The organism is Sulfitobacter sp. 1A13496 (assembly GCF_043557225.1).
Classification (GTDB): Bacteria; Pseudomonadota; Alphaproteobacteria; order Rhodobacterales; family Rhodobacteraceae; genus Sulfitobacter; species Sulfitobacter faviae.
On the sequence record NZ_JBIFFP010000003.1, the window covers coordinates 57868 to 70007 of the forward strand.

At 65.7% G+C, this 12140-nt stretch carries 10 protein-coding genes; all 10 read right to left on the reverse strand.

What is annotated here, in order from left to right:
- Positions 1 to 157 precede the first annotated feature (157 nt).
- The 10 genes from ACGYLX_RS08990 to xdhA all read right to left on the reverse strand — a co-directional run bounded on the left by ACGYLX_RS08990 (position 158) and on the right by xdhA (position 11951).
- Entirely contained in the window at positions 158 to 946 is a 789-nt protein-coding gene (locus ACGYLX_RS08990; protein WP_394448799.1) for a GH25 family lysozyme, read from the reverse strand.
- Positions 943 to 1596, reverse strand: a complete 654-nt coding sequence (locus ACGYLX_RS08995; RefSeq protein WP_394414931.1) for a DUF938 domain-containing protein — start codon at positions 1594 to 1596, stop codon at positions 943 to 945. Before ACGYLX_RS08995 ends, ACGYLX_RS08990 begins: the two co-directional genes overlap by 4 nt.
- On the reverse strand, positions 1593 to 2531 hold the full coding sequence (locus ACGYLX_RS09000; protein ID WP_394448803.1) for an aldo/keto reductase: 939 nt from the start codon (positions 2529 to 2531) through the stop codon (positions 1593 to 1595). Before ACGYLX_RS09000 ends, ACGYLX_RS08995 begins: the two co-directional genes overlap by 4 nt.
- 161 nt (positions 2532 to 2692) lie before the next feature.
- Positions 2693 to 3766, reverse strand: coding sequence for a BMP family ABC transporter substrate-binding protein (locus ACGYLX_RS09005; RefSeq protein WP_271689091.1), 1074 nt, complete (start codon positions 3764 to 3766; stop codon positions 2693 to 2695).
- 71 nt (positions 3767 to 3837) lie between these two features.
- Positions 3838 to 4758 carry an ABC transporter permease gene (locus ACGYLX_RS09010; protein WP_067935773.1) on the reverse strand — a complete coding sequence of 307 codons (921 nt, stop codon included), beginning with the start codon at positions 4756 to 4758 and terminating at the stop codon, positions 3838 to 3840.
- Positions 4758 to 5840, reverse strand: a complete 1083-nt coding sequence (locus ACGYLX_RS09015) for an ABC transporter permease (RefSeq protein WP_209217190.1) — start codon at positions 5838 to 5840, stop codon at positions 4758 to 4760. The genes ACGYLX_RS09010 and ACGYLX_RS09015 overlap by 1 nt, the downstream gene beginning before the upstream one ends.
- 42 nt (positions 5841 to 5882) lie before the next feature.
- Positions 5883 to 7400 (reverse strand): ABC transporter ATP-binding protein, encoded by a 1518-nt coding sequence (locus tag ACGYLX_RS09020; RefSeq protein WP_394448806.1) that lies wholly within the window; start codon positions 7398 to 7400, stop codon positions 5883 to 5885.
- Positions 7397 to 8152, reverse strand: a complete 756-nt coding sequence (gene xdhC, locus ACGYLX_RS09025; RefSeq protein WP_394448809.1) for a xanthine dehydrogenase accessory protein XdhC — start codon at positions 8150 to 8152, stop codon at positions 7397 to 7399. The genes ACGYLX_RS09020 and xdhC overlap by 4 nt, the downstream gene beginning before the upstream one ends.
- Positions 8149 to 10563 (reverse strand): xanthine dehydrogenase molybdopterin binding subunit, encoded by a 2415-nt coding sequence (gene xdhB / locus ACGYLX_RS09030; RefSeq protein ID WP_394448812.1) that lies wholly within the window; start codon positions 10561 to 10563, stop codon positions 8149 to 8151. The genes xdhC and xdhB overlap by 4 nt, the downstream gene beginning before the upstream one ends.
- Positions 10560 to 11951 (reverse strand): xanthine dehydrogenase small subunit, encoded by a 1392-nt coding sequence (xdhA, locus tag ACGYLX_RS09035; protein WP_394448815.1) that lies wholly within the window; start codon positions 11949 to 11951, stop codon positions 10560 to 10562. The genes xdhB and xdhA overlap by 4 nt, the downstream gene beginning before the upstream one ends.
- Positions 11952 to 12140: the final 189 nt, after the last annotated feature.

A 12140-nucleotide genomic window follows, 5' to 3' on the forward strand; every position in this document is an offset into this window, starting at 1 on the left:
CAGAGGTATTTGGGAAAGGATGAAGAGGGCGGGGTGGCGTTTCTATTGGAGGCGTTTGGTTTGGGGGGGGTAACCGATCACGTCGCTTTTGCGGCAGGGTGGCGCAGAGGTATTTGAGAAAGGATGAAGGAGGGGGAGGGGCGCCTTCCCGTTGGTTTTAGGGCAGGGCGCGGGTGGCGACCCAGTTTTGCCAGTCGGCGCGGCTGCCGGAGAAGGCGTTGAGGTCCACGTCGCCGCCGATGCCGGGGACGATGCCCGTGGCGCTGTATTGCCAGAAGCGCCATGTTTGGCCGGGGTAGGCTTCGGCTGGGGTTTTGGCGGTGGTGCGCAGCCAGAAGTCGTATCCCCGGAAGCGGCCAAGGTCGTTCTCACGGTAGAATTTGGGTGTGGTGTAGATGATCGGGCGTTGGCCGTAATGGGCTTCGACCACGCGCAGCCAGCGGCGCATTTGATCGCGGACGTCTGCGGCGGGCGGGCGGACATGGGCGCAGGTGGGGGAGAAGGGGTTCCATTCCATGTCGAGCACCGGGGGCAGCGTGCCGCCTGTCTTGGGCACGTTGCGGATGAACCAGCGGGCCTGATCTTCGGGCGGGGTGCAGAAATAGTAGAAATGATAGGCGCCGCGTTTCACGGCGGCTTGGCCCGCGCCTTGCCAGTGGCTGTCGAAGTTGATGTCTTTGAGGTCGCCGCCTTCGGTGGCTTTGATGAAGGCGAAGTTCACCCCCGCGCGGCGGGCGGTGTTCCAGTCGATATCATTTTGGAAACGGGCCACGTCGATGCCGTGCACGGGGTAGGCGGCGGGGGTGCGGCCTTTAAAGCTCACCTGGTCGCTGTCGCCGAAGGCGGCGGGGAAGAGCACGCCGGGCGGGGCCGGGGGCGGGCTTCCGGGGGAGCCGCAGGCGGTGAGGGCGAGGAGCGTCAGGATCAGGGCGCGGCGGAGGATCATGGGCTGGGCTTTCTGGCGATGAAGGCGAGATTGTTGGCGGGCATGTCCACTTCGTCGATCGGGCTGAGGGCTGCATCGCTGAGCCAGCGGGCCATCTCGGTATTGTCTTTATAGCCGATCGCGGGGTCGGCGGCGCGCAGTTGGGCGTCAAAGCGGGTATCGCCGGGGGAGGTGGTTTGGCCGTCGCGTTTGAACGGGCCGTAGAGGATCAGCGTGCCGCCGGGGGCGAGGGCTGCGGCGGCTTCATCGATCAGGCACCGGGTGGCGAAGGACGAGATCAGATGCAGCAGATTGGCCAGCATGATCAGGTCGAAGGAGCCGTGGTCGCCCGCCCAGCCGGGCGCGGTCGCGTCGAGCGGCAGGGCGGGGGCGATATTGGGCAAAGCGGCCTCGGCTGCATATGCGTTGATGCTGGCGCGGCGGGCGGTGTCGATGTCGCTGGGTTGCCATCTAAGGCCCGGCAGGCATTTGGCGAAGCCCACGACATGTTGGCCGGTGCCGCTGGCGATTTCCAGCGCACGGCCCCGGGGCGGGGCGTGGGTGGCTAGCAGGTCGCAAAGCGCGTCGAGATTGCGCGCGGCGGCAGGGGCGAAGAGGCGGTCGCCGCCTGCGTCTTCGGCGACGCTGGCGTTGGAGGGCAGGCGGCTCATGCCTGCTCTTCCAGCCGGTCGGTGGCCGGGGGCGGTGTCGGCGACAGGGCCGAGATGGCGGCGTAGGTCTGCGGCGTCATCAGGTAGGTCAGCGCGGCGAGCGACGGCTCTAGTTGGGCCAAGGAGCGGGCCGAGATGATCGGCGTCGGCTTCGTGGGATGGGCCGCTGCCCAGGCCACGGCGAGGGTTGCGGGATGGGTGCCCAGATCACGTGCAAGGGCGGCAAGACCGGCAGCGGCGCCGTGCATCCCCTCTTGCCCGTAGCGGGCGGCATAGCGGTCATCCTCGCTCAGGCGGCCAGTGCCGCCCTTGGCGTATTTCCCGGTCAACAGCCCGCCACCCAGGGGGGAGTAGGGGGCGACCAATATGTCGAGGTCATGGGCCATCGGCAGGATCTCGACCTCGGCCTGACGTTTGACGAGGTTGTACATCGGTTGGATCACCGCGATCTCAAGCCCGAAGTCGGCGGCGATATGGGCGGCTTTGACGACCTGCCATGCGGCGAAGTTCGATAGGCCCACTTGGCGGATATGGCCCTGTTGTTGCAGGTCGGCCAGCGCGGCGAAGCTTTCGGTCAGCGGGGTGTCGGGATCGAAGCGGTGGAGGTAGAGCACATCAAGCGTATCAAGCTGCATCCGCTGGCGGGATGTCTCGGCAGAGGCGAGGATATTGGCCCGGCTCGCGCCGCCGGTATAGGCGGCTTTGGTGGCGACGATCAGGCTTTCGCGGCGGTCCTGGACGAACTGGCCCAACAGCCGCTCTGACGCCCCGTCGGTATAGACATGGGCCGTGTCGAAATGGGTGATCCCGGCCTCGATACAGGCGTCGAACATCGCGCGGGAGGCTGCCGCATCGGCGCGCCCGCCGAACTGCATGGTGCCGAAGGCGAGGCGGCTGGCGGGGGTGCCATCAAGGCTGGTGAGCTTCTGTGTCATGCCAGATTGGTGGCATGTGCGCTGCCCGCGCGCAATGGGTTTACGCAGGGGCAGGCGGCGGCGCGCTTGGGGACCGCACGCATGGGGCCCCGACCGGGGCGGCGACGAAAAAGGGGCGCGCGGTTGCCCGTGCGCCCCTGTTGTCGGTCAGCCGGTTCGGCTTACTCAGGAATGGTGCCTTCGATGCCTTCGACATAGAAGTTCATGCCCGCAAGCGTGCCGTCATCTGCGGTCTCGCCTTCGGCCAGCCATGCGGAACCGTCCTGTTTGTTGATCGGACCGGTGAAGGGGTGGTACTCGCCCGATGCAATTTTCTCTTTCAATTCCAGCGCTTCGGCTTTCACATCTGCGGGCACGGCGTCGGTGATCTCACCAATGCCGACCATGCCCGGCCCGATGCCGTCCCATGTGTCTTGGCTTTCCCATGTGCCGTCCATCACCGCTTTGACGCGGTCGATGTAATAGGGCGCCCAGTTGTCGATGATCGAGGACACGCGCGGCTTGGGTGCATATTGCGCCATGTCGGAGGCTTGGCCAAAGGTGATCACGTTGCCCGCTTCCTGTGCCGCGGCCTGCGGCGCGGTGGAATCGGTGTGTTGCAGCACCACGTCGGCGCCCTGTTCGATCAGCACCTTGGCAGCGTCGGCTTCCTTGGCCGGGTCAAACCACGTGTAGGCCCAGACGATTTTGAACTGAACGTCGGGGTTTACCTTCTTGGCGTGGATATAGGCAGAGTTGATGCCGCGGATCACTTCCGGGATCGGGAAGGAGCCGATGTAGCCGATGATATTGCTCTCGGTCATCGAGCCCGCGATGTGGCCCTGAATGGCGCGGCCTTCGTAGAAACGCGCGGAATAGGTCGAGACGTTGTCGGCGCGTTTGTAGCCGGTGGCGTGCTCGAATTTCACATCGGGGAATTTCTTGGCCACGTTGATGGTGGGGTCCATGTAGCCAAAGGAGGTGGTGAAGATCAGATCGGCACCGTCGAGCGCCATCTGCGTCATCACACGTTCGGAATCGGGGCCCTCGGCGACGCTTTCGACGAAGACGGTTTCGACCTTGTCGCCGAACTCTTCTTCGACGGCCAAACGGCCTTCGTTATGCTCATAGGTCCAGCCGCCGTCGCCCACGGGGCCGACAAAGACAAAGCCGACCTTGGTCTTGTCTTGGGCCACAGCGCCCGAAGCAAGGCCGAGCGCAAGGGCCGCGCTGGTCATAAGGGTGGTTAGTTTCATGAGGTTTCCCCTGTTTGCGTGCCCCTTTGCCGGGGCTTGATGTGCGGGCGATGCCGCGTGACGTGATGCCCCTAGTTCGAGGCGTGGAAAGTACGGCCCAGCGAGGCCGGCGCGGCGCTTTTGTCCGCCGACAGCACCACCAGAACGATGATGGTGATGATATACGGCGACATTGCCAGATACTCTACCGGAATGGCAACGCCCGCGCCTTGCAAGTTCAACTGCAACTGGGTGATGCCGCCGAAAAGATAGGCACCCAAAAGCGCGCGCCATGGCTTCCAGGAGGCGAAGACGACAAGGGCAAGGGCGATCCAGCCGATGCCGGCGGTCATGCCTTCGGTCCATTGCGGCACGCGAATGAGGCTGATGTAGGCGCCGCCCAAGCCTGCACAGGCCCCGCCGAAGAGGATCGCGGCGGTGCGGATGCGCTTGACCTTGTAGCCGAGCGCATGGGCCGCGTCGTGGCTTTCGCCCACGGCGCGCAAGATCAGGCCCGCGCGGGTGAACTTTAGCACCGCCCAGACACCAGCGACCAGCGCGATGCCGAGGTAGAGGATGATGTCATGGGTGAAGAGGATCGGCCCGATCACGGGAATATCGGCCAGCGGGCCGAAGTCGATGTCACCCAAACGTGGCGGTTTGATCCCGACGTAGCTCTGCCCGATCAGGGCCGAGAGGCCGAGACCGAAGAGCGTGAGCGACAGGCCCGAGGCCACCTGATTGGCCAGCGCCACTTGGGTCAGGAAGGCGAAGAGCAGGCTGAGCACGGCACCGCCCGCGGCGGCGGCGGCGAAGCCCAAAAGCGGCGATCCGGTCTCTACCGCCGTGGCAAAGCCGCAGATCGCGCCGGTGATCATCATGCCTTCGACGCCGAGGTTCAGAACGCCCGATTTCTCGACCACCAATTCGCCGATGGCGGCGAAGATCAGCGGCGTCGCGGCCACGAGGAAACCGGCGACGAACAAAAGCGGGTTGATTGCGGAAAGATCCATCAGGCAGCCTCCGCCGCGCCAAAGCGCAGCCGGTAATGAGTGAAAACGTCCAGCGCGAGCAGGAAGAACAAGAGCATGCCTTGGAACACCTGAATGGCGGCGGCGGGCAGGCCAAGGTTGGACTGCGCGATGTCCCCGCCGATGTAGGTGAGCGCCATCAGCGCCCCGGCGAGCAGGATGCCAATCGGGTGCAACCGGCCAAGGAAGGCCACGATGATGGCGGTGAAACCATAGCCCACGTTGAAGTCGATGGTGACCTGCCCTGAGGGGCCAGCGACCTCGAACATGCCCGCAAGACCGGCAAGCAGACCAGAGGTGCCGAGGCAAAACAGCACCAGCCGCGCCGGGTTCACGCCGGAAAAGCGCGCCGCGCGGGGGGCCTCTCCGGTGACGCGGATGGCAAAGCCAAGACGGTGCCGTGCGAGCAGGACATAGGCAAAGATCACCGCGATCAGTGCTGCGACCACGCCCCAGTGCATCCCAGAGCCTGCGAAGAGTTCGGCGTTATGGGCAGAAGCGTATTGTTGCAGGTTGCGCGAGCCGGGAAAGCCGTAGCCTTCGGGGTTTTTCAGCAATCCCAATGACATGGACGCAAGGAATTGTTCCGCCACATAGACCAGCATCAGCGAGACGAGGATTTCATTGGTGCCAAACCGCACCTTGAGAAGGGCCGGGATCATCGCCCAGAGCCATCCGCCGAGCGCCCCGGCGAGGACCATCAGCGGGAAGATATACCAGGCCTCAAGCGGGTAGAAAGCCAGCCCAACGCCCGCGCCAAAGAGGGCGCCCATGATATACTGCCCCTCGGCCCCGATGTTCCAGATGCCCGCTTTGAACCCAAGGCTGAGGCCGATGGCGATCAGCACCAAGGGCGCGCCTTTGATCAGCAGTTGCGGGCGGTAGTAAAAGGCGTAATCGCCAAACAGGGGCTGCCAAAAGATCGTTTGCAGCGCCTCGATCGGGTCTTTGCCCAAGGCCGCGAACAAAAGCCCGCCGAAGATGAAAGTGGCCAGCACCGCCATGATCGGTGTCGACAGCGAGAGGGCCCGGCTGGGCTGCGGACGCTTTTCAAGGCGGATCACAGATCACCCCCAATGGTCAGAGTGAAAGATGCGAGGTTCGGCTTAGACATGCGCGACCTCCATACCATGTGCCCCGCCCATCATCAGGCCGATCTCTTCGACCGTGAGCCCCTGCGCGGGGCGGGACGGCGACAGGCGGCCTTCGTTCAGGGCGGCGAAATTGTCGGAAATCTCCATCAACTCATCAAGGTCTTGGCTGATGACGACCACCGCGGTCCCGCCCGAGGCGAGATCGAGCAGCGCCTGCCGGATCGCGGCGGCGGCCGAGGCATCGACCCCCCATGTGGGCTGGTTCACCACCAGCAGCTCGGGCCGTTGCAGCACCTCGCGCCCGATGACGAATTTCTGCAGGTTGCCGCCTGAGAGCGAGCGCGCGGCATTGGCCGGGCCGGGGGTGCGCACGTCGAAGGTCTTGATGATCTTCTCGGCAAAGCTGCGCGCCTTGCCCCAGTCGAGCATGCCGCCGCGCTCTAGCCCCTTACGCGCCGCACCGGTCAGCATGGCGTTTTCCGTCAGCGACATGTCCGGCACGGCGGCATGGCCCAGCCGCTCCTCGGGGGCGGTCAAGACGCCAAGCGCGCGGCGGGCGGTGGGGCCGAGCAGCCCAATGTCGCGCCCGTCAAAGGTGATCATGCCCGCGCCGACCAGTGTTTCGCCCGACAGCGCGTTGAGCAATTCGTCCTGCCCGTTGCCCGCAACGCCGCCGATGCCCAGCACCTCCCCGCGCCGCACCTCGACGGAAATATCGCGCAGCGGCATGCCGAAAGCATGGGCCGACCGGGCCGAGAGGTTGTTCAGCGTCAGCGCCACTTCGCCCGGTTCCTTGCTGTCGCGGGTGGGCGTTTTCAGCGCGGAGCCCACCATCATCTCGGCCATGTCCCGGGCCGATGTCTCCCGCGGGGTGCAATGGCCGACGACCTTGCCCAAGCGCAGGATCGTGGCGCTGTCGCACAGGCTGCGGATTTCTTCGAGCTTGTGTGAGATATAGAGGATCGCGGTGCCCTCAGCGCTGAGTTTGCGCAGGGTTTTGAACAGGATTTCAACCTCTTGCGGTGTCAGGACCGAGGTCGGCTCGTCCATGATCAGCAGCTTCGGCTCCTGCAGCAGGCAGCGGATGATCTCAACCCGCTGACGTTCCCCCGCTGAAAGGTCACCGACGGTGCGGTCCGGCGCAAGCGGCAGGCCGTAGGTGTCCGACACATCGCGAATCTGTTGGCTAAGCTCGCGCATCCGCGGCGGGTTTTCCATGCCAAGCGCGATGTTTTCCGCCACGCTGAGCGCATCGAAAAGCGAGAAATGTTGAAACACCATGCCCACGCCCGCCTGCCGTGCGGCGTGCGGGTCGGTGGGGGCAAAGCTCTCGCCCCGCATTAGCATCTGGCCCGCGTCTGGTTTGACCAGCCCGTAGATCATTTTAACCAAAGTGGATTTGCCCGCGCCGTTCTCGCCCAGCAGGGCGTGAACCTCGCCCGGAGCGATCCGTAGGGACACGTCATCGTTCGCGACGACGCCGGGGTAGGCCTTGGTCAACCCGGTGAGGTCGAGAAGTGAATCAGTCATGCGGAAACCTTTGTCTGGGTCCGGGCGATGAGGGCGATCAGCGCGCCATGGGCAATTTGCGCAGGCAGCTTGCCCAGCGATTTATCGCCAATTGGACAGGTGATGCCAGAGGGATCCAACCCCATGTCACGCAAGCGGCGGGAAAACCGTGACTTTTTTGTGTCAGAGCCGATCAGCCCGACGCTCGCGGCGCCGCGATTGAGCAGCGCGGCACAGAGTGCGAGGTCGATGTCATGGGAATAGGTGAAGATCAGGTGATGCGCCTCGCGCGGCGCATGGGCGGCCAACCGCGGCATGTCGGCGGCGGGGGTGACGGTGACATGGGGCGGGATCTGGTCGGGGAAACGGTCGCGGGCGCTGTCGATCCATGTCAGATCGAAGGCCCGGGGCGGGCAGGCGGCCACCACCGCCCGGCCCACATGCCCCGCGCCCCAGAGCCAGAGCGGCACGTCGCTGTGTACATCCGGCAGGGGCAGGGGGGTGGCCGCGTCCAGCGGGCGCGGCGTCGTGGTGTAACGCAGGCTTACCGCGCCGCCGCAGCATTGGCCCAGACCGGGGCCGAGCGGCAGGGTCTGGCTGTCTTCGGTTCGGCCCTCGGCCAGCATCTGGCGGGCGTGCGCGATGGCCTGATGCTCCAGCGCGCCGCCGCCGATGGTGCCCGCGATTGCATCGGGCGTGACCTTCATCGCCGTGCCCGCATCCCGCGGGGCCGAGCCGCGCGTGGCGGTGACCTCGACGAAGATCGCGGTCATTTCCGCGCCCGTCCAACGGCGGCGAGCACGGCCTCGGCGGTGGCCGGGGCTTGCAGGTCGCCGTAATGCGGGCCGCAGGCCGCCACCGCATCCGACAGCGCCATGAAGGCCGAGATGCCCAGCATGAAGGGCGGCTCGCCCACGGCCTTGGAGCGGTAGACCGTTTGCGCCGGGTTCGGCTGGTCCCAGAGCGCCACGTTGAAGACTGGCGGGCGGTCCGAACAGGCGGGGATTTTATAGGTCGACGGCGCATGGGTGCGCAGGGTGCCGGTCTCGTCCCAGACGAGTTCCTCTGTCGTGAGCCAGCCTGCGCCTTGAACGTATCCGCCCTCAATCTGGCCGATGTCGAGCGCGGGGTTCAGCGAGGCACCGGCGTCATGCAGGATATCGGTGCGCAGGATGCGGTTTTCGCCGGTCAGCGTGTCGATCACCACCTCGGTGCAGGCCGCGCCATAGGCGAAATAGTAGAACGGCCGCCCGTGTCCGGCGATGCGGTCCCATTCGATGTCGGGCGTTTTGTAGAATCCCGTGGCCGAAAGGCTGACGCGGTTTTCATAGGCCGAAGCGGCGGCGGCGGCAAAGGTGATCTCTTCGCCCCCGATCTGCACCATGCCGTCGGTGAACCGCACCTGATCCGGCGTGGTCTGATAGCGTTCCGCCAGATGCGCGGCCATGCGGTCGCGGATCGTGTCGCAGGCGTTTTGCGCGGCCATGCCGTTGAGGTCCGAGCCCGAGGAGGCCGCTGTGGCCGAGGTATTGGGCACCTTGGCAGTGTCGGTGGCGGTGATCTTGACCACTTGCGGCGAAACGCCAAAGCGCGAGGCCGCGACCTGCGCGACCTTCTGGAACAGCCCTTGGCCCATCTCGGTGCCGCCGTGGTTCAGGTGGATCGAGCCGTCTTGGTAGACATGCACCAGCGCGCCCGCCTGATTGAGGTGAGTGAGCGTGAAGGAGATGCCGAATTTCACCGGCGTGATGGCAATGCCGCGTTTCATCAGCGGGCTTTTCGCGTTCCACTTGGCAATGGCGGCGCGGCGCGCGTCGTAGTCGCAGTTCTCGACCAGACGGTCGGTCACGGCATTGATGATGCAATCGGTGACCGGCTGCTGGTAGGGAGTGGTCTGCGCATCGGATGGCGTGGCCGGGATTGCGGGTTTGCCCGTCGGCGCAGGAGGCGCACCGCGTGACGATAGATCGGCCTCCGCATCCGGCGGGGTGCGGTTGTCGATCGCGGTGCCGGTGTTCTCCACCTCGGTCGGGCGGTGGGCGTTGTCGCTGTAGTAATTCGCCCGGCGAACGGCGAGCGGGTCGAGCCCCAGCTCATGCGCGATATGGTCCATCACCCGTTCGATACCCACGATCCCCTGCGGGCCGCCGAAGCCGCGAAACGCCGTGGCGCTGGCGGTATTGGTCCGCAGCCGGTGCGAGGTGATGCGGATGTCGCGCAAGTGATAGGCGTTGTCGGCATGCAGCATGGCGCGGTCGGCCACGGGCAGCGACAGGTCCATCGACCAGCCGCAGCGGGTGTAATGCGTGACGTCCAGCGCGGTGATCCGGCCCGCCTCGTCGAAGCCGACATCGTAGCTGATGCGGAAATCATGCCGTTTGCCGGTGATGATCATGTCGTCGTCGCGGTCATAGCGCATCTTGCAGGGCTTGCCGGTCAGCGATGCGGCCACGGAACAGGCGATGGCCAGCGCGTTGCCCTGGCTTTCCTTGCCGCCGAAACCGCCGCCCATGCGTCGGGTTTCGACCCGGACGGCATGCATGGGGCGGCCAATGGCATGGGCGACTTTATGCTGAATCTCGGTCGGGTGCTGGGTCGAGGAATGCACCAGCATGTCGCCGTTGTCCTGCGGCAACGCCATGGCGGCCTGACCCTCGAGGTAGAAATGCTCCTGCCCGCCCATCTCGATCTGGCCGGCGAGGCGACGGCTGGCTTTTGACAGCGCGGCCTCGGCATCGCCCTTCTGGTAGATGCGCGGGCCATCCTCGAAACGGCTGTTGGCGTCGAGCGCCTGTTCCACCGTCAGGATCGGGTCGCGCGGGGTGATCTGCGGCTTGCCCAGTTGCGCCGCACGGCGCGCGGCGAGGTGGCTGGTGGCCACCACCAGATAGAGCGGCTGGCCCGCGTAATGCACCTGATCGGTCGCCAGAAGCGGCTCGTCATGGTTCGAGGGCGAGGTGTCGCAATCATGCGCGAGGTCATCGGCGGTCAGCACCCCGACGACGCCGGGAGCCTCGCGCACGGCGGAGAGGTCGAGCCCGGTCAACTCGCCCGCCGCGACGGGGCTGAGGCCAAAGGCTAGATGCAGCGTGCCGCGCGGGGTGGGGATGTCGTCGACATAGCGTGCGGCACCGGTGACATGCAGCTTCGCGGCGTCATGGGGAAGGGGCTTTGCAACGCTCATGCCGAGACCTCCGCTAGGTTGGTGGGGGTGCCATTGGCGTCGTGGAAATAGCGCAGCAGCATGTTCTGCGCCGCCTGCATCCGGTAGGCGGCCGAGGCGCGCATGTCCGACAGCGGGGTGAAGTCCTGCGTCATCGCCTCCATCGCCTTGCGGATGGTGTCTTCGCTCCACGGTTCGCCGACGAGCGCCGCCTCAGCCACAGCGGCGCGTTTGGGGGTGGCGGCCATGCCGCCGAAAGCGACGCGGGCGGTGAGGATTTCAGAGCCATTGCCGGTGATCGAGATGCAGCCGCAAACCGCCGAGATGTCCTGATCGAAACGCTTCGACAGCTTGTAGCAGCGCAGCGTGTCGTGCTGGCGCGGCACGGTGATGGCTTCGACAAATTCGCCCGGCGCGCGGTCCTGCTTGCCGTAGTCGAGGAAGAAGTCCTCCAGCGGCAGTTCGCGCCGCGCATCGCCACGGCGCAGGTGAAGGGTGGCACCAAGCGCAATGAGCGCGGGCGGGCCGTCGCCGATGGGCGAGCCGTTGGCGATATTGCCGCCCAGCGTCGCCGCGTTGCGCACCTGCGTCGAGCCGTAGCGCCGCAGCATCACGCCCAAGCTGGGGAACAGCGGGGAAAGCTTTGCCTCCACCTCGGTCAGGGTTGTCATCGCCCCGATGCGCAGACCGGTCTCATCCTCGGTAATGCCGCGCAGATCGGCGCAACGGTTGAGGAAGGCCACGGCGCCCAGATCGCGGAAGCCCTTGGTGACCCAGAGCCCCACGTCCGTCGCCCCGGCGATCAGCGTCGCGTCGGGGTGGTCGAGGTACCACGCGGCCAGCTCATCGCTGCTCTCGGGCTGCACATGGGGCGCGCCCTCGGCCTTGGCGGGGGCGGGGATGTCCTGCGCGAGCTTCGATTTGAGGCCCAGCAGATGCTCCGGCACGGGCTTGTCCGCCGCGGCTTCGGCGGCGCGGATGATCGGCGCGTAGCCGGTGCAGCGGCAGAGGTTGCCGGCAAGCTGCACGTCGTGGTCGCGCGCGCCGTTGAGATGCGCTGTGGCCATCGAGACGACGAAGCCCGGGGTGCAGAAACCGCACTGGCTGCCGTGATGTTCGACCATGGTCTCCTGCACCGGGTGCAGGCTGCCGTCGGCGCCCGCCATGCCTTCGACTGTGGTGACGGCCTTGCCGTTGATCTGGGGCAGGAACAGGATACAGCCATTGAGCGCGCGGTGCCCGCTCTCATCGCTGATCATGACCGAACAGGCCCCGCAATCGCCCTCGTTACAGCCCTCTTTCGTCCCCGTCAGGCCGCGCTCTTCGCGCAGCCAGTCAAGCAGGGTGGTGGTCGGGGACACGTTGGAGAGTGACACGACTTCTCCATTGAGAAGAAAAGTGATGTCCATTGGTTCTCATCCGCCGCGGTACAAAGTGGCCCGTTAACATGCGCGGGGTTCGATGCGGCGTAGAACCGGGCGCGGGCGAGGTAGAGGTCAGGCTAGCGGGGCGGGGGGCGTTTTGGCAAGAAAAAATACCTTGGGCGAAAAATGCAGCACCGCCGCATCCGACGCTGGTGCCGGGCAGGCGGCTAGCAT